Raw genomic sequence first — 17,540 nt, 5'->3', positions numbered from 1 at the left:
GTCGTGAGTGCACAGCAGTGCTCCAGCACGGCTTCGCACTCACGAGGAAGGTGGTTCCGGCATGAGCAGTGCAGTTCAGATCCAGAGCTGGCCGCTGGCCAGGACACCGCGGGACTACGTGCTCGGGCACGTGCGGGCCGTGCTGCCGGATCGGGTCATCGACGACAGTCGGGTGGTCGTGCGCAACGGGCGGATCGAGGCGGTCGAGGACCACCCGGCGGGCGCGTCGTGCGACGTCGACGGCGGCGGATTGCTCTGCATTCCTGGGCTGATCGACGTGCACAGCGATGCTCTGGAGCGCGAACGCGCGCCTCGGCCGTCCGCCGTGCTGCCTTGGGACTTCGCGTTGCTGTCGCTGGAGGGCAAGCTGCGCGCGGCTGCGGTCACGACGGTGTTCCACGGCGCGGCGTTCCAGCACAAGACGTCGCGGGGGATGGAGCGGACGGTCGGGAGCGCGGCCGAGCTGTGCGAGACCGTGCGCGCCAGGGGAACCGGGCCGGTGGACCACCGGGTGCTGCACCGCCTCGACGTGCGATCCGAAGAAGGCGCGAAAGCGCTTGCCGCGCAACTCGATTCGGCGGAAACGCCGGTGCTGGTCTCGCACGAGGACCACACGCCGGGCATCGGGCAGTACGTCGACCGTCGGCAGATGGAGCGCTACCTGGTCGGCGCCGACGGCATGACACCGGACGAGGCCGAGCAGCACGTCACCGACATGATCGCCGACCGCGGCGAGCTGCTGGACGTGCGCGAGGAGAACCTGGCCTGGCTGGGCGGACTCGCCCGCGCCGGGCGGATCCGGCTGCTCGGCCACGACCCGGAGTCGGCCGCGGAGATCAGCGCCCTGTGCACCAGGGGCGGCGCGGTGGCGGAGTTCCCGACCACCGAGGCGGCGGCCGTCGCAGCGCGCGAGCACGGCTTGCCGGTCGTCGCCGGAGCCCCGAACGTCCTACGTGGACACTCGCACGCCGGGAACGTCTCGGCCCGCGAACTCGCTTCCCGCGGTCTGGTCACGGCGCTGGCCTCGGACTACCTGCCGTCGGGCCTGCTGGGCGCGGTGTTCCGGCTGGTCGGCGACCTCGGCCTGCCCGCAGCGATCGGCCTGGTGACCTCGGGTCCGGCCGAGGTCGCGGGGCTGACCGACCGCGGCCGCCTCGAACCGGGCTTGCTCGCGGACCTGGCGCTCATCGCGCCGGGAAACCCCTGGCCCCAGGTCCGCGCGGTCCTGCCGGGAGGTGCGGAGTGATCAGGTGGTCGGTACCGGATCCGGAGATCCCCACCGCGGCGCACGCGGTGCTGGCCGGCGCGGTCAAGGCGGCGTCGGCGGCCTTCCGGGACGCTCGCGCGCAGTTCGACCGGGCGCAGCTGGCCGAGACGTCGTCGGTCGGAGCGGACGGCACCGCGTCGATGCGGTTGGACCTGCTGGTGGAGGCCGCGATCGCGGAAGTCGCCGAGGCGCACCGGATCAACCTGCTCAGCGAGGAGGTCGGGTTCGTCGACAACGGTTCGGCGATGACGCTCGTGGCCGACCCGGTGGACGGCACGGCCAACGCCGCGGCCGGGGTGCCGCTCTCGGCGTTCGCCGGGGCGATCGCGGTCGACGGGAAGCCGGTGGAGGCGCTGACCTGCTGGCTGGACACCGGCCGGTGCTGGCACGCGGTTTCGGGCCAGCGCGCGGAGTTCCGCACCAGCGGTCGCCGCGAGCTGGACGGCGCGGCGGTCAGCCTGCTGCGGCCGCACGAGCGCAGCGCGGACGCGTGGTGGCGGGTGACCAAGCGCGCGGCGCGGGTCCGCATCCTGTCCACGTCGTGCCTGGAAGCGATGCTGGTCGCGGAGGGTTCGACGGACGCCTTCGCGGACGCGGACTCCGACACTCACCGGATCGTCGACCTGGCAGCAGCGATGGTGGTCCTCCCCGAAGCGGGCGGCGCGGTCCTGGACGTCCACGGCCGGCCCCTGGAGATCGACCCGGACCTCCGCCGCCGCTGGTCCGGAGTCGTGGCGGCGACCCCGGAACTCGCCGAAGAACTCGCCGAGACCATCAGGGGCTCCGTTGCCGCAGGTCAAGCCCCGTGAGTCTTTTGGGGCGCTATAACACCACAAAAGACTCACGGGTCCCCACCTGCGGAAATGCCAGCCGCGAGGTTCAGCCGAGTTCTCGGGACTGATCAGGGACGTCCCCGGGCGATCCCTGATGTCCCGCGGCACCCGGATCGCGAAAGCTGAGCGGTGTCGGCGGCCGGAGAGCGGCAGCTGATGCGATCCGAACTCATCACGAGAAGGAGAGTGCGTGGCTTTCACGCAGGAGAGCAGTGCCTCGATGCCCGAGGGTGCGCGTGCCGCGGTGCAGGTGACGCCCAATCCGACGACCGAACGGGGCCAGGAGGTGACGATCACCGGTCACTGCGGCGGCGGTACCGGACTGCGGGCCGTCGTCAGCGGTGTCGACGGGCGGCCGGTCCTGGAGGACGTCGAGATCATCGAGTCCGGCCCCGAGCGGTTCGAGGCCAGGGCGAAGCTCCGCGAGACGGTCGGCAACGGGGTGGGACCCGTGCTGGTCGACTGCGGCGGCGAGGCGGGTGTGACCCTGCTCGTCACCCACGTGACGGGCAACCCCGCCTGACACCAGCACGAACGCGACCACGACGGCGGCGACAGCGAGGGCGGACTTCGCCGCCGCCCCGGGACGGGCGCGATTCCAAGAAGTCGAGCGCCTGATTTCCGTTGATATGGCGGGGAAAGGCGTGGTGCTCGCTCGGGGGATGAACGAGGGCACCCGCGACCTGGTCGCGGGTGCCCTCACCTCGTCATGCGCGGCGGGCTGCCGCGTTTTCCAGGGCCCTGCGGACCAGGACCTTCGCCAGGTGCTTGCGGTAGGTCGCGCTCGCACTCGCCTGGTCCGGCGGGGAGGTGTCCTCCGCCGCTCGCTCCGCGGCCTCGGCCGGGCTCGCACCGCTCGCCAAGGCCTCCTCGACACCGCGCGCTCGCATCGGCGCCGGGCCCATGTTCACCAGGGCCACGCGCTGGCCCGCGACGGCCACGCCGACCACGGCCCAGTCGATCGCGCGCTTGGTGAACTTCTGGAAGTCCCAGCCCTGCGCCGGGTTCTTGGCCACCCGGATCTCCACCAGCAGCTCGTCCTCGCCGAGCGCCGTTTCGAAGAAGTCGGTGAAGAACTCCGTCGCCGGGATCTCCCGCGTGCCGGACGGACCCTGCGCGACCAGCACCGCGTCCAGCGCCAGCGCCACCGCGGGCAGGTCCGAGGCCGGGTCGCCGTGCACCAGGGAGCCGCCGATCGTGCCGCGGTGGCGGACCTGCGGGTCACCGATGGTGCCCGCCGCGTGCGCCAGCAGCGGTACTTCCCGCTGCAGCAGCTCGGAGTGCTCCAGGTCGTGGTGCCGGGTCAGCGCGCCGATGCGGATCTGGTCGCCGTCCTCGCGGACGTAGGACAGCTCGCGCAGCCCGCCGACGTCGATCAGCACTTCCGGCACCGCCAGCCGCAGCTTCATCAGCGGCAGCAGGGAGTGCCCGCCGGCCAGCAGCTTCGCGTCGTCGCCGTGCTCGGCGAGCAGGCCCAGCGCCTCCTCGACGGAACCGGCCTTCTTGTAGGTGAACGCGGCAGGGATCATTCCGCGGCCCCCGACTTCTCCTCGGCCGCGCTGAGCACGGCGCGGACGATGTTGTGGTACCCGGTGCAGCGGCAGAGGTTGCCCTCGAGCCCGGCGCGCACGTCGGCCTCCGTCGGGTTCGGGTTCTCCTCGACCAGGGACACCGAAGCCATCACCATGCCCGGGGTGCAGAACCCGCACTGCAGGCCGTGCTCCTTCTGGAACGCGCGCTGCATCGGGTGCAGCTGCTCGCCGTCGGCGAGGCCTTCGATGGTGGTCACCTCCTGGCCGTCCACCTGGGCGGCCAGCACGGTGCACGACTTCACCGACTCGCCGTCGAGCAGCACCGTGCACGCGCCGCAGGACGTGGTGTCGCAACCGATGTTGGTGCCGGTCAGTTCGCAGTTGTCCCGCAGGTACTGGACGAGCAGGGTGCGGTCCTCGACCTCGTGGCTGCGCTGCTCGCCGTTGACGTTGATCGAAACTTGCACGAATGGAACTCCTAAGCACGTGGCGGGATGAGCGGCCGTCGGGAAACGGCTGATCACTTCACCTGAACCAATTCCACCGGTCTTCTATGCCTCGTTGATCGCCCGCCACACCCGTTCGGGCGTGGTCGGCATGTCGATGTGCCGGACGCCGAGGTGGGCGAGGGCGTCCACCACCGCGTTCTGCACCGCGGGGGTGGCCCCGATGGTGCCCGCTTCGCCGATCCCCTTCACCCCCAACGGGTTGAGCGTGGTCGGGGTTTCCATCGTGAGCAGCTCGAAGCTGGGCAGCTCGGCCGCGGTGATGAAGGCGTAGTCGGCGAGGTTGGCGTTCTGCGGGTTGCCGTCGGCGTCGTAGGAGACCTCCTCGAGCAGTGCTTGCGCGGCGCCCTGGGCGATGCCGCCGTGGCGCTGGCCCTCGGTGAGGATCGGGTTGAGGATCGTCCCGGCGTCGTCGACGGTCACGTGCCGCAGGTAGTCGACCTTGCCGGTCTCGGTGTCGACCTCGACGACCGCGAGGTGCGAGCCGAACGGGAACGTCGGCCGGTCCTCGGTGAACCGCACGTCGGAGGCGAGCACCTCCTCGGACTTCTCCGCCAGCTCCGCCCAGGACAGCGCGATGTTCGGCGTGCCGCGCACCTGCCACTTGCCCTCGGTCAGCTCGAGGTCGGCTTCGTCGATCTCGATCAGCTCGGCGGCCAGCTTGCGCGCCTTGTCCTTGACGTCCACGGCCGCCCGGTGCACCGCCGACCCGCCCAGCTGCAGCGACCGCGAGCCCATCGTGCCCACGCCCTCGGGGATCAGGTCGGTGTCGCCGTGCACGACCTCGATCTTGTCCAGGTCGATGCCCAGCTGCTCGGACACCAGCATCGCGAAGGACGTCCAGTGGCCCTGCCCGTGCGCGGAGCTGCCGGTGAGCACCAGGGCGCTGCCGTCCGGGCGGATCTCCACGCGCCCGGTCTCGCCCTCGGTGTTGTTCGGCGCGGTGATCTCCACGTAGCTGGCCAGGCCGATGCCCAGCTGGCGGGTGGAGCCCTCGGCCCGGCGCTTGGCCTGCTCCTCGCGGAGGGCCTCGTAGTCGGCGGCTTCCAGCACCGCGTCGAGGCCCTTGATGTACTCGCCGGTGTCGTAGGTCATCCCGCCCGGCGTGTCGAACGGGAACTGCTCGGGACGCACCAGGTTGCGGCGCCGCACCTCGGCCGGGTCGACGCCGATCTCGGCGGCGAACAGGTCCATCGCCCGTTCGACGGCCGCGGTTGCCTCCGGTCGTCCCGCGCCGCGGTAGGCGCCGATCGGGGTGGTGTTGGTGACCACCGCGCGGGCCCGCGACTGCACCTTCGGGATGTCGTAGACGCCGCTGGTCATGAACCGGGTGAACAGCGGCAGGAACGCGCCCATCCGCGGGTAGGCGCCGACGTCCTGCACGAGGTCGAGCTGGTAGGCGAGCACCGTGCCGTCGCGGCGACCGCCGATGGTCACCACCTGCCGCTGCGCGCGGCCGTGGGTCATCCCGAGCAGGTTCTCGCTGCGGCTCTCCACCCACTTGACCGGGCGCCCGACCTGCTTGGCCAGGAAGGGCAGCAGCGCGGCCTCCTGGTCGATGCCGATCTTGGCGCCGAACCCGCCGCCGACGTCGGGCGTGATCACCCGGACCTGCTCGCGCGGCAGCCCGAGGTTGGCCATCAGCGCGTCGCGGCAGCTCTGCGCGTTCTGGTTGGACAGCCACACGGTGACCTTGTCGCCGGCCCAGGCGCAGGCCGCGGTGCGGACCTCCAGCGGCGCGGCGGCCAGCCGCTGGTTCTCGATCTGCTTGCTGACCACGACCTCGCAGTCGGCGAACAGCGATTCGTCCAGCTCACCGCTGGTGCCGGTGATGTTGGTGCCGGCGTCGGCGAACAGCAGGACCTCGTCGCGCAGGGCGTCGTCGACGTCGACCACCGGGTCCAGCGGGTCGTAGTCGACCGAGATGGCCTCGGCGGCGTCCTCGCCCTGGGCGCGGGTCTCGGTGACCACCGCGGCCACCGGTTCCCCGACGTAGCGGACGACTTCGCGGGCCAGGTGCGGGCGTTCCATCGCCGCTGGTGGCGGGCCGCTGATGCCGCCGTCCGGCGGGAAGGCGGGGAGGTCGACGTCGGCGCCGGTGAACACGCCGAGCACGCCGGGCAGGGCTCTGGCCTCGTCGGTGTCGATCTCGGTGATCCTGGCGTGCGCCAGCGGGCTGCGCACGAAGGTCACGTGCAGCGCCCCGTCCAGCTCTGGCTCGCGCAGGTCGTCGACGTAGGTCCCGCCGGCGGTGAGAAGGCGCGGGTCTTCACGGCGTTCTACCCGGGTGCCGAGAATGCTCAATGCTGCCTCGCAGTCAGAACGATCAGTTTCGGGAACCGACCAGTCAGTCTGCTGGTGCGAATGGCGATCCACAAGACTCGCCACGACTTTTGCCGTCCACTTTGCGCCGTCGTCCCGACGCGTCCGCGCGGCGTTCACCGCGTCGCCGAGCAGCTGGCGCCGTCGATCCGGAGTGCTCCCAGCGTTGCACGCTCCAGCGGTCACCACAACGGATGACCCGCGGCCGCGCGAGTGTCCGAAATGGACCGTCCGGTCAGGGGTGGAACACCTGCGAGGCCGCACGGATCGTGCGCAGCGTTGCTTCGTGGGATCCGGCGCCCTCGGGCATCAGCAGGACGCGGCCGACGCCCAGTTCCGACGCCCGCTCGGCCAGGCGCCTGCGGCATTCCGCGACGTCGCCGGCGATGTGGCAGCCGGTCAGCGCCGCGGCTCCGGCGAGGGCTTGCTCGGCGGTCGGCGCCGGGCGTTCGACCAGTGGTTTGCCGAACTCCGCGATCTGCAGCTCGGCGTCGGCGATGCCGGTGGTCAGCAGCTGCTCCGCGGTCGGGGTGTCGTCGGCGACGGCGAAGTACGCCGAGTCGATGTTGTCCTGCGGATCCAGCTGGTGGCCGTGCTCGGCAGCCGCGGCGGCGTGCGCGTCGAGCACGGTGCGCTTGGTCGGCACGTCGATGAACGGGCCGAGCAGCACGGGGAGTCCGAGGCGGCCCGCCAGCCGGGCTGATTCCGGGGACGAGGACGCCAGCACGAACGGAACCCGGCGGGCAGGCGGTTCCGGCGTGATCGCGACTTCGTCGAACTGGTACCGCTCGCCGCTGCCCTTCGCGCGTCCCTGCCGCAGCGCTTCTTCGAGCAGCGCCACGGGCTCGGCGATGTCGCGGAACCCGGCGATCCCGGTGCCGAACACCTCCTGGTCGATCAGCGGCTGGCCGCGCCCGACGCCCAGCGTGAAGCGGTCGCCGGAGAGGTGCTGGAGCACCGAGGTCTGCTCGGCGAGCGCGAGCGGGTGGTGGTTGGGCAGCACGCACACAGCCGTTCCGACGTGCAGCTTCGTGCGGCCGAGCAGGAATCCCGCCATCGCCAGGGCGGCGGAGTTGAGCGCCCTGGGGTTGAAGTGGTGCTCGGTCGTCCAGAGCTCGTCCCAGCCGTGCTGCTCGGCTTCGCGGGCGTAGTCGAGCGCCCGGTCGTAGGTCTCGCGGCTGCCGGCGGTGCCGAACGAGTCAGTGAACAGGACGAGCCCCGCCGCTATTTTTCGTCGCATGTACGAAAAATAGCAGCGGGGTTCGGGGGGAGTCGAGGGATAAGTTGGGCGGGTGACGACGTCAGATGCCCCGCGCCGCCGTGGTCGCCCGCCGAAGCTGACCCGCGAAGCGGTGCTCGCGACAGCGCTGGAGATCCTCGACGAGTCCGGTCACGTGGGACTTTCCATGCGCGCGGTGTCCGAGCGGCTCGGCGTCGGGAAGATGAGCCTGTACCACCACGTGGCCGACCGCGCGGAGCTGGAACGGCTGGTCATCGAGCGGCTGCTGGCCGAGCTGGAGGTCCCGGACGCGGCGCTGCCCTGGCGCGAGCGGATCACCGCGCTGGCGCACAGCGTTCGGGGGCTGATCGTCCGCCATCCCAACGCGACCCCGCTGGTCGCGCTCCGCGAGTACAGCGACCCGGAGTCGCTGCGGCTGCCGGAAGCGGTGATGCGCGCGCTGCACGACGCGGGACTGCGCGGCGTCGACCTCGTGGGCGGGGCGCGCTTGGTCTTCGGCTACGCGATCGGCTTCGCGCAGATCGACCTGGTCGCGCGGGATTCCCGCAGCGGCGCGGTCTCGCCGATGGAGTCCCTGCCGGAGGAGGACTTCCCGCACGTGGTGTCCTCCGCGCGGCTGACCCGGGGGCTGAGCTTCGACGACCAGTTCGAGTTGGGCTTGCAGCCGTTGCTCGCGGGTTTGGCGGCCATCGCCGACCGCTCGTCCTAGCGCGATGGCTCGAGCGGGGGAACCTGGCCGAGATCAGCTTTGTGGCGCTTGTCACACCATCTGGTTGGGGGCAGAGTCGGTGCAGTAAAGAGCCACCCCTGATGGCGGAAGAGGTGTTCGCCGATGGCCACGACCACCGAACTGGCCGAACTCCAGCGCGTCATGACGCAGCTGCGCAGCAGCGTCGCCGTCCTGCACGCCCGATACGGCGACGCCCCAGCCGTGCGCCGCCTGCACAACGACGTGGAGCGCCTCGACATCGACGTCGCCGAGCTCTCCACCGCTCTGCCGGCCCAGCGCCGCGGCGTCGAGTCCGAGGAAGTCGTGGTCGTGCCCGACACCCCCTACGACCCGTCGCTGTGGCAGGACGCCGACGACGAGGGCCTGGGAGGCCGCGCCGAACAGTAGGACCGCCCGCAACGTCAGGTGAGCACCTCCCCGGACAAAAACTGACAACGAGGTCTTTGAATGTCCGCTCCCCCTTCCGCCACCGGCCGGGCACGGATCTCCGTGCGAACCCTGCGCACCGACCGGTGGTGGGTGCCGCCGCTGGTCACCTTCCTCGCGCTGCTCGCGTTCGTGATCTACGGCGTGATCCGCACGTTCATGAACCAGTGGTACTGGGTTCCCGAGTACCACTACCTGGCGCCGTTCTACTCGCCGTGCCTGTCCACGGCCTGCGTGCCGGGCGCCAGCCACTGGGGTCAGCCGGCCCCCGACCTCGGGCCGTTCGTGCCGCCGCCGATCTTCGTGCTGCCGTTCGTCCTCGGCTTCCGGCTGACCTGCTACTACTACCGGAAGGCCTACTACCGGTCGTTCTGGGCGTCGCCGCCGGCCTGCGCGGTCGCCGAACCGCACCGCCGCTACTCCGGCGAAACCCGCTTCCCGCTGATCATGCAGAACGTGCACCGCTACTTCTTCTACGCGGCGCTGATCGTGGCGGCGGTGCTCACCTACGACACGGTGATCGCCTTCCGCGGTGCCGACGGCGGTTTCGGCATCGGGCTCGGCAGCCTGCTGATGGTGGTCAACGTGGTGCTGCTGTGGTCGTACACGCTGTCCTGCCACTCCTGCCGGCACCTGATCGGCGGCCGGATCAACCACTTCTCCAAGCACCCGGTGCGCTACTGGTTCTGGACCAAGGTCACCTGGCTCAACGGCAAGCACATGCTGCTCGCCTGGTCATCACTGGTTTCGGTCGCCCTGGTCGACCTCTACGTGATGCTGGTGGCCAGCGGCGCGCTCTCAGATCCCCGGTTGTTCAACTAGAAGGACGTAGATGGTGGAGATCGAACGGCACGAGTACGACGTCGTCGTGATCGGCGCCGGTGGCGCAGGTCTGCGCGCGGCGATCGAGACCCGGTCGCAGGGCCTGCGCACCGCCGTGGTGTGCAAGTCGTTGTTCGGCAAAGCGCACACGGTGATGGCCGAAGGCGGCATCGCGGCCTCGATGGGCAACGTCAACTCCCGCGACAACTGGCAGGTGCACTTCCGGGACACCATGCGGGGCGGGAAGTTCCTGAACAACTGGCGGATGGCCGAGCTGCACGCGAAGGAAGCGCCGCAGCGGGTGTGGGAGCTGGAGACCTACGGCGCGCTGTTCGACCGCACCGCGGACGGGCGGATCAGCCAGCGCAACTTCGGCGGCCACGAGTACCCGCGGCTGGCGCACGTCGGCGACCGCACCGGGCTGGAGCTGATCCGCACGCTGCAGCAGAAGATCGTGTCGCTGCAGCAGGAGGACCACGCCGACTTCGGCGACTACGAGGCGCGGATCAAGGTGTTCCAGGAGTGCACGGTCACCGAGCTGCTCAAGGACGACGGCCGGATCTCCGGCGCGTTCGGGTACTGGCGCGAGTCCGGGCGGTTCGTGGTGTTCGAGGCGCCCGCGGTGATCGTGGCGACCGGCGGCATCGGCAAGTCGTTCAAGGTCACCTCCAACTCCTGGGAGTACACCGGCGACGGGCACGCGCTGGCGATGCGCGCCGGGGCGGCGCTGATCAACATGGAGTTCGTCCAGTTCCACCCGACCGGCATGGTGTGGCCGCCGAGCGTGAAGGGAATCCTGGTCACCGAGTCGGTGCGCGGCGACGGCGGAGTGCTGCGCAACTCCGAGGGCGACCGGTTCATGTTCGACTACATCCCCGAGGTGTTCAAGGACAACTACGCCGACAGCGAGGACGAGGCGGACCGCTGGTACGACGACCCGGACAACAACCGCCGCCCGCCCGAGCTGCTGCCCCGCGACGAGGTGGCGCGGGCGATCAACAACGAGGTCAAGGAGGGCCGCGGGTCCGAGCACGGCGGGGTCTTCCTGGACGTGGCGACCCGGCTGCCCGCGGAGAAGATCACCCAACGCCTGCCGTCGATGTACCACCAGTTCAAGGAACTGGCCGATGTGGACATCACGGCGGAGGCGATGGAGGTCGGCCCGACCTGCCACTACGTGATGGGCGGCGTGGAGGTCGACCCGGACACCGCGGCCTCGCGGGTGCCGGGGCTGTTCGCCGCAGGCGAGGTGGCGGGCGGGATGCACGGATCCAACCGCCTGGGCGGGAATTCGCTGTCCGACCTGCTGGTCTTCGGTCGCCGCGCGGGTGCTGGAGCGGCCGGCTACGTGACCTCGCTGGGCATCCGCCCGAGCATCGCCGAGTCCGATGTGGACGTTGCGGCCCGGCGGGCGCAGGACCCGTTCACCGCGTCGTCCCAACCGGTTGGGGAGAACCCGTACTCCCTGCACGCCGAACTCCAGCAGGTGATGAACGACCTGGTCGGGATCATCCGCCGCGGCCAGGAGATGCGGCAGGCGCTGGAGAAGCTGCGCGACATCAAGGACCGCGCGCAGCACCTGGCGGTCGAGGGCAACCGCCAGTTCAACCCGGGCTGGCACCTGGCCCTCGACCTGCGGAACATGCTGCTGGTCAGCGAATGCGTGGCGCGCGCGGCGCTGCTGCGCACCGAGAGCCGCGGCGGTCACACCCGGGACGACCACCCGGCGATGGACGCCGAGTGGCGCCGGAAGCTGCTGGTGTGCGACTTGGTGGCCGACCGGGTGGAAGTGGTCGAGCAGCTGCAGCCGCCGATGCGCGACGACCTGCTGGAGCTGTTCAAGCTGGAGGAACTGCGCAAGTACTACACCGGAGAAGAGCTCGGAGACGTCCAGGTTGGGGAAATCTGATGGGATATCAGGCGCACTTCCGGGTGTGGCGCGGCGCGGACGACGGCGAGCTGCGCGACTACACCGTCGAGGTCAACGAGGGTGAGGTGGTGCTCGACATCATCCACCGGCTGCAGGCCACCCAGTGCCCGGACCTGGCGGTGCGGTGGAACTGCAAGGCGGGCAAGTGCGGTTCGTGCTCGGCGGAGATCAACGGCCGCCCCCGCCTGATGTGCATGACCCGGATGTCCACCTTCGACCGGTCCGACACGATCACGGTCACCCCGATGCGCACGTTCCCGCTGGTCAAAGACCTGGTGACGGACGTGTCCTACAACTACGAGAAGGCCCGCGAGGTCCCGGCGTTCCAGCCGCCCGCGGGCCTGGAACCGGGCGAGTACCGGATGCAGCAGGTGGACGTCCAGCGCTCGCAGGAGTTCCGCAAGTGCATCGAGTGCTTCCTGTGCCAGAACGTGTGCCACGTGATCCGCGACCACGACGACAACAAGCACGCGTACTCCGGCCCCCGCTTCCTGATGCGCGTGGCGGAACTGGACATGCACCCCCTCGACGAAGCGGAGCGCCGCCCGGAGGAGGCCAAGGAGGACCACGGCCTGGGGCTCTGCAACATCACGAAGTGCTGCACGGACGTCTGCCCGGAGAACATCCACATCACCGACAACGCCCTGATCCCGCTCAAGGAGCGGGTGGCGGACCGCCGCTACGACCCGATCCTCGGCCTGTTCCGCCGGAAGAAGGAGTGATCACCCGCCAAAAGTCGGTGGAGTTCCAGTACTGTCCGGGCGAACCGCTGGCCATCGTGGAGGGATCCCATGACCGCTTCGCCCATCGACGACCTCGCGCTGGTCCTCACCGCCACCGGCGAGCTGGTCGCCGGAGTGCAGCGCGACCAGTGGGACGCCGCAACGCCGTGCACCGACTGGAACGTCCGCGAGCTGGTCAGCCACATGGTCATCGGGCACCGGCTCTTCAACGGCATCTTGCGCGGCGAGGTGGCCCTCGCGCCCGGAGCGCTGGACCCGACCAACAGCGACGTCCTCGGCAACGACCCGGCGGCGGCCTACCGGAGCGCGGCTGAAGGCCTGCTCGCCGCGTTCCGCCGACCAGGCGTGCTGGACCAGCGCTTCCGCGTGCCGGCGGGCGACGTCCCCGGCATCGCCGCAGTCCACCTGCGCGCAGTCGAAGAGCTCGTCCACGGCTGGGACCTGGCGCGAGCGACGAACCAGAAACCCCGCTACGCCGACGAAGTGGTCGAGCGCCAACTCGACTTCACCAAGTCGGCGCTCCCCGAGATCCCCCCGGACCGAAGCCCCTTCGCCCCACCCCGAGAGGTCCCGGAAACGGCCCCACCACTCGAAAAACTCGCAGCCCTCCTCGGCCGCGACCCGAAGTCGTGAGTGCGTAACAGTGTTCTAGCCCTGCTTCGCACTCACGACCTCTTGAAATCCGGCAAGCCCTGGTGACGACCCGGTTCCGCGGTGTGCTGGTGCGGTCGGTTTGACAGACTCGTGGTGTGACTGCGATCCCAGAGCGCGATCGACTGCGCGGCCACGTAGCGGTCGTCGCGGGTGCGACTCGTGGGGCCGGCCGTGGTATCGCTGCTGGGCTGGCGGAGGCGGGCGCCACCGTCGTGTGCACTGGGCGCAGCAGTCGCGACGGTGATGCCTCGATCCGGTCGGACTACCAACGAGGCGAGTGCATCGAGGAGACCGCTGAGCTGGTGACCGAGCTCGGCGGAACAGGTGTTGCGCTCCAGGTCGATCACCTCGATCCCGAGCAGGTCCGGGGGCTCGCGGAACGGCTGCGGGCCGACTACGGGCACATCGACGTGCTGGTGAACGACATCTGGGGTGCGGAAGTGCTCAAAGGACCTCCGGCCACGTGGAACACGCCCGTTTGGCAACACGATCTGGACGCCGGACTCCGCATCCTCCGGCTGGCGATCGATACGCACCTCATCACGTCCCACCACTTGCTGCCGCTGCTCGTCGACCGGCCGGGCGGTCTGCTCGTCGAGGTCACCGATGGGACCGCGGCGTTCAACGCGGACAACTACCGGATCTCGGTCTACTACGACCTCGCCAAGGTCGCGGTCAACCGGTTGGCGTTCTCGCAAGGGCACGAGCTCGCACCGCACGGTGCGACTGCGGTCGCGGTCACGCCCGGGTGGTTGCGGTCCGAGATGATGCTGGAGAACTTCGGCGTCACCGAGAGCAATTGGCGCGACGCGCTCGACGGAGCTGTTGAAGGCCATCCGGTTGCCCCGGAGGGGTTCGCCGCTTCCGAATCGCCCCGGTACGTGGGGCGTGGTGTCGCTGCGCTCGCTGCGGATTCGAGTCGGATGCGGTGGAACCAACGATCGGTCAGTTCCGCCGATCTGGCGCGCGAGTACGGATTCACCGACGTCGACGGCACGCAACCCGACAGCTGGAGTGGGACGCGCACCCGCCCGGTCACCTGAGCACGGAGTCGTGAGTGCGTAACAGTGTTCTAGCCCTGCTTCGCACTCACGACCTCTTGGGGCCGCCCGGGTGCCACGACGTCAGGCTGTCCGTCGGGGTTTGGGCGAGCCAGGTGCGGAACTCGTCGTAGGTGCGGACTCCGTGGTCCAGCACCGACTGGTAGACCCACACACCCTGCGTCGCTTCGCCCCGCGCCGCCGCGCCTTCTTTGATCGCGAGGACGGCGTCGCGCGTTGAGTCGTCCAGAGCCGCGCGCACGGGGGCGACGAGGTCCGCTGCTCGGGGACCGGGATGGTCGTCGGGCAGCCACCACATGTCGATCTTCCAGGTCTCTTCGGGTGTGAACTCGTAGTCCAGGCGCCAGTAGAGCCCCTGGTCCGGCAGATCCAGTGCGTTGGTGAAGCGCAGTTTGCGCACCCCGGGCAGCTGCGCGCAGGAGGTGAGGGCGGCGAATCCCTCGGCGATGGACGGGGAGGGGGAGTAGATCTCCACGTCGATGTCGGGCTCCACCACCAAGTCGAGGGCGACGGAACCCACGAGCACCGGAGAACCGAACGGCCGCCACCGCTCGAACAGGTCGAGCCGGTCGAGGATCGTGCGCGCGGTGGCGCAGCGTTGGCGGGCGCGCTCCAGACGCGCGTCTGGGGTGTTCATCCGCGGATTCTAGAGCCGGCTGGCTCTTCTCAAGTGATCGTGAAGGGCTCACACCCGTGCAGGTGCCGGTGAGGGTTGGGGCGTCACCACCGTGAGCCATTGGGCTTCTCGTTCGGCGTTCAGGGCTTTCGTGGCCTTGTTGAGCCTGGAGATCGAGACCCGGTGGCCGATGAAGTTGCCGAGGGCCGCTGCCCAGAACGCCGCGCCCAGGCCCGCCGGACCGATCGGGCCCACCACCATCAGGACCTGGACCACCGCTCCGATCGCCAGGCCGGTCAAGGTGGGGCGGACCAAGCGGTCCCGGCGCAGGACGTTGATCGCCGCCAGGCGCATGGACTCCGGGAAGACGTTGCGGATGCGCAGGACCAGCGCCCACCAGGCGCCCGCTGCGATCAGGGCCCCGCCGACGACGTGGATCGCGACCGAGGCGATGCCGGTGGTCGTGAAGGCCAGGGCGGACAGGACCGCAGTCGGGATCAGCAGGGCGAAGATCCACCAGCGGCCGCGGGAGACCAGGGCCCACACCGCCAGCGGGAGGTTGTGGGCCGCGTCGCCGGACTGCGGGTTGAGCTGCAACGTCGTGATGAACGCGCGCAGCGCCTCCTTGATGCGGCCGGACCGGAGCGCGGCCAGGCCCATGACGTTCCACGCCACCGCTAGCTGCGGGTCCAGGCGCAGGGCGGTTTCCAGCGGCTCGCGGGCTTGGCGGGCGGCCTGCTTGCCGCCCATCGACACCAGGACGGTGCCGAGCACGCAGTGCGTCAGCGCCGCGTCCGGTTCGAGGTCGCGGGCGCGTTGGGCGTGCCAGAGGGCCTGGTCGAGGTGCTTCTCCACGACCGCCAGGCCGTTGGCGATCTGCAGGTGCGCTTCCGCCGAGTTCGGGTTCAGCTCCAGCGCGCGCTGGGCCCACGTGATGCCCTCGCCGATCCGGTCCCACGCGACCAGCACCTTGCACATCAGCAGGTGCAGGTCCTCGTCCTGCGGGTTGAGGGCGAGTGCCTGCGAAACGGCCTGCTGCGCCTCGGCGTGCTCCCGGGAGCCCAGGTGCGCCAGCGCCAGCAGCTGCCAGAGCAGGTAGTTGTCGGGCCAGGCCGCGAGCAGCGGGGCGAGCTGCTGCTTCGCGAGGTCGAACCGCTTGGCCTCCAGCAGGTTCCGGACCTGCTCGACCTTGACGTCCGCGTCGCTCACAGCATCCGCTTCTTCTTCAGGTAGGCGGCCAGGTCGTTGTAGGTCCCGTCCTGGTTGGAGTACAGCACCACGTTGCGGGCGGTGGTGAACCACGACGTCGTCGACGGCGTCACCTCGCCGAGGGCGCCGAGCAGGTCCGGCATCTCGATCATCCGCGGCTCACCGGCCTCGATGGAATCCATCAGGGCTCGCTCGCTGGCCGCCTCGCAGATGTGCGCGAGGTCCGCGCCGGAGAACCCGTCGGTGCGCTTGACCAGCTCGGACAGCTTGATGCCTGCGACCGGCCGGTCCTTGAGGTGGTAGCCCAGGATCGCCTTGCGGGCCTCGTCGTCCGGCGGCAGCACCGCCACCGCGCGGTCGAACCGGCCCGGCCGCAGCAGCGCCTGGTCGATGTCCCACGGGTGGTTCGTCGCGGCGAGCACGAAAACGCCCTCGTTGTCGGACTTCACGCCGTCCAGCTCGGTCAGCAGCTGGTTCACCGTGCCGCGCAGCCCCGAGTTGCGCAGCTGGGACCGGCGCTGGCCGATCGCGTCGATCTCGTCGAAGAACAGCACGCACGGCGCGTTCTGCCGGGCGGTCTGGAACAGCGCGTGCATGTTCTTCTCGGAGTTGCCCATCCACATGTCCAGGACTTCCTGGAGCGTCACCGAGATGAACCGGGCGCCGAGCTCGCCGGCCACGGCCTTGGCCAGGAACGTCTTGCCGCAGCCGGGCGGGCCGTAGAGCAGCAGGCCGCCGCGCAGGCTCTTGCCGAACAGCTTGCGCAGCTTCGCGTTGCGCATCGGCGCGAGGAACGCCGCGTTCAGCCGCTTCTTCACCTCGGTCATGCCGCCGACGTCGTCCAGCCGGACGTCGGAGGTCTCGACCTCGAAGACGGCGCCGTCGGCTTGCGGGTCGCTGGGCACCGCCTCGGGTTCGTCGTCCTGCTCGGACTCGTCGGACTCGATGAAGCGCGGCTGCACCACGTCGGCGAGTTCCGCTTCGGCCGCCGACCAGTCGTAGCTCTTCTTCGGCGCGGGCTCCGGCTCCTCGGGCTCGGTCCGGTCAGCGGGGGCGAGTGCTTGCGCCATCATCCGCGAGGCGGCCGCGTTGCCCGGCTCTTGCTGCAACGCCGCCGCGATGTGCGACACGGCCTCGTCGCGGGCCCCGTCGGACAGCAGCAGCTCCGCCAGGTGCAAGCGCAGGGCGATGTCTTCGGGGGCTGCGGTGACGGCGTTGCGCAGGCTGTCGAGGAGCGGGTTGGAACTCACCTGGCCAGCATAGGTCGCGTTCCCGGGGGAGCGGCCCGGGTTTCGGCCGGTGCCGTCGGGATCACGTCGTCGCGGAGTCCTCATTCGACGTTCATCCGCTGTTCCGCTGAATTCCCAGCAGGCCTCCCGTGGGAATTGTGTGAACAACAGATCTCTATCGGTGGTCCGTCGAATGAAAATAGCTGGTGAGGTGTTGTCGAATCGGTTTTACAGTCCTCTGTGGATGGTGCCGAATGGACTGGCGGGTTTTGGTCACGGAGCTGGTGATCCGTTCTCCGGTCGTTATGTTCAACAGCGACCGGGTCGATTTCGGAACTATTCGGAAAGTGGCGCGGGACGAGTCGGGAGGTGGACGTGCAGCAGACCCCTGCTGGGGCGATGCGATGGCGTCTCACCTGC

General features: G+C 69.9%; 17 protein-coding genes. 10 read left to right on the top strand and 7 right to left on the bottom strand.

The features are described from left to right. The first annotated feature begins 61 nt into the window (after positions 1 to 61). From OU415_RS15910 to OU415_RS15900, 3 genes are all read left to right on the top strand, one after another. Entirely contained in the window at positions 62 to 1,246 is a 1,185-nt protein-coding gene (locus OU415_RS15910) for an alpha-D-ribose 1-methylphosphonate 5-triphosphate diphosphatase (RefSeq protein WP_270949551.1), read from the top strand. Then, positions 1,243 to 2,076, top strand: a complete 834-nt coding sequence (locus tag OU415_RS15905) for an inositol monophosphatase family protein (RefSeq protein WP_270949550.1) — start codon at positions 1,243 to 1,245, stop codon at positions 2,074 to 2,076. Before OU415_RS15910 ends, OU415_RS15905 begins: the two co-directional genes overlap by 4 nt. A gap of 214 nt (positions 2,077 to 2,290) precedes the next feature. Beyond that, positions 2,291 to 2,623, top strand: a complete 333-nt coding sequence (locus OU415_RS15900) for a hypothetical protein (RefSeq protein WP_270949548.1) — start codon at positions 2,291 to 2,293, stop codon at positions 2,621 to 2,623. A 184-nt stretch (positions 2,624 to 2,807) separates the two neighbouring features. On the opposite strand, the gene OU415_RS15895 is transcribed toward OU415_RS15900, so the two are convergent. The 4 genes from OU415_RS15895 to OU415_RS15880 form a co-directional block, all read right to left on the bottom strand. Continuing rightward, complete coding sequence (locus OU415_RS15895; RefSeq protein WP_270949547.1) at positions 2,808 to 3,629, bottom strand: FAD binding domain-containing protein; 822 nt, start codon at positions 3,627 to 3,629, stop codon at positions 2,808 to 2,810. Next, entirely contained in the window at positions 3,626 to 4,099 is a 474-nt protein-coding gene (locus OU415_RS15890; protein WP_270949545.1) for a (2Fe-2S)-binding protein, read from the bottom strand. The genes OU415_RS15895 and OU415_RS15890 overlap by 4 nt, the downstream gene beginning before the upstream one ends. 84 nt (positions 4,100 to 4,183) lie before the next feature. Then, a complete protein-coding gene (locus OU415_RS15885) occupies positions 4,184 to 6,442 on the bottom strand; it encodes a xanthine dehydrogenase family protein molybdopterin-binding subunit (protein ID WP_270949544.1) in 2,259 nt (752 codons plus the stop codon). A 253-nt stretch (positions 6,443 to 6,695) separates the two neighbouring features. Beyond that, complete coding sequence (locus OU415_RS15880) at positions 6,696 to 7,700, bottom strand: LLM class flavin-dependent oxidoreductase (RefSeq protein WP_270949543.1); 1,005 nt, start codon at positions 7,698 to 7,700, stop codon at positions 6,696 to 6,698. Positions 7,701 to 7,752: 52 nt separating this feature from the next. Between OU415_RS15880 and OU415_RS15875 the strand changes: the two genes are divergently transcribed. The 7 genes from OU415_RS15875 to OU415_RS15845 all read left to right on the top strand — a co-directional run bounded on the left by OU415_RS15875 (position 7,753) and on the right by OU415_RS15845 (position 14,048). Then, positions 7,753 to 8,409: a TetR/AcrR family transcriptional regulator gene (locus OU415_RS15875; RefSeq protein ID WP_270949542.1), complete on the top strand. Its 657-nt coding sequence runs from the start codon at positions 7,753 to 7,755 to the stop codon at positions 8,407 to 8,409. Between the two features lie 123 nt (positions 8,410 to 8,532). Next, on the top strand, positions 8,533 to 8,817 hold the full coding sequence (locus OU415_RS15870) for a hypothetical protein (protein WP_270949541.1): 285 nt from the start codon (positions 8,533 to 8,535) through the stop codon (positions 8,815 to 8,817). A gap of 60 nt (positions 8,818 to 8,877) precedes the next feature. Then, positions 8,878 to 9,678: a hypothetical protein gene (locus OU415_RS15865; RefSeq protein ID WP_270949540.1), complete on the top strand. Its 801-nt coding sequence runs from the start codon at positions 8,878 to 8,880 to the stop codon at positions 9,676 to 9,678. A 10-nt stretch (positions 9,679 to 9,688) separates the two neighbouring features. Beyond that, positions 9,689 to 11,587 carry a fumarate reductase/succinate dehydrogenase flavoprotein subunit gene (locus OU415_RS15860; RefSeq protein ID WP_270949538.1) on the top strand — a complete coding sequence of 633 codons (1,899 nt, stop codon included), beginning with the start codon at positions 9,689 to 9,691 and terminating at the stop codon, positions 11,585 to 11,587. Then, complete coding sequence (locus OU415_RS15855) at positions 11,587 to 12,330, top strand: succinate dehydrogenase/fumarate reductase iron-sulfur subunit (protein WP_270949537.1); 744 nt, start codon at positions 11,587 to 11,589, stop codon at positions 12,328 to 12,330. Before OU415_RS15860 ends, OU415_RS15855 begins: the two co-directional genes overlap by 1 nt. Before the next feature lie 69 nt (positions 12,331 to 12,399). Next, the gene (locus tag OU415_RS15850) at positions 12,400 to 12,984 is read left to right on the top strand and encodes a TIGR03086 family metal-binding protein (RefSeq protein WP_270949536.1); all 585 of its coding nucleotides are present in this window, start codon (positions 12,400 to 12,402) and stop codon (positions 12,982 to 12,984) included. A 125-nt stretch (positions 12,985 to 13,109) separates the two neighbouring features. Beyond that, positions 13,110 to 14,048 (top strand): SDR family oxidoreductase, encoded by a 939-nt coding sequence (locus tag OU415_RS15845; protein WP_270949603.1) that lies wholly within the window; start codon positions 13,110 to 13,112, stop codon positions 14,046 to 14,048. Positions 14,049 to 14,094: 46 nt separating this feature from the next. Here OU415_RS15845 and OU415_RS15840 read toward each other — a convergent pair whose 3' ends face one another. Genes OU415_RS15840 through OU415_RS15830 form a run of 3 tightly spaced genes read right to left on the bottom strand, consistent with a single transcriptional unit; the run spans position 14,095 to position 17,141 of the window. After that, entirely contained in the window at positions 14,095 to 14,703 is a 609-nt protein-coding gene (locus OU415_RS15840) for a hypothetical protein (RefSeq protein WP_270949535.1), read from the bottom strand. Positions 14,704 to 14,751: 48 nt separating this feature from the next. Further along, positions 14,752 to 15,891, bottom strand: coding sequence for a tetratricopeptide repeat protein (locus OU415_RS15835; RefSeq protein ID WP_270949533.1), 1,140 nt, complete (start codon positions 15,889 to 15,891; stop codon positions 14,752 to 14,754). Then, complete coding sequence (locus tag OU415_RS15830) at positions 15,888 to 17,141, bottom strand: ATP-binding protein (RefSeq protein ID WP_270949531.1); 1,254 nt, start codon at positions 17,139 to 17,141, stop codon at positions 15,888 to 15,890. Before OU415_RS15830 ends, OU415_RS15835 begins: the two co-directional genes overlap by 4 nt. Between the last annotated feature and the right edge of the window lie 399 nt (positions 17,142 to 17,540).

The sequence above is a fragment of the Saccharopolyspora oryzae genome, from assembly GCF_027853915.1.
GTDB classification, from domain to species: Bacteria; Actinomycetota; Actinomycetes; order Mycobacteriales; family Pseudonocardiaceae; genus Saccharopolyspora; species Saccharopolyspora oryzae.
The sequence above is the reverse complement of the archived record's forward strand: the minus strand, read 5'-3'. Positions and strand labels throughout refer to the sequence as shown.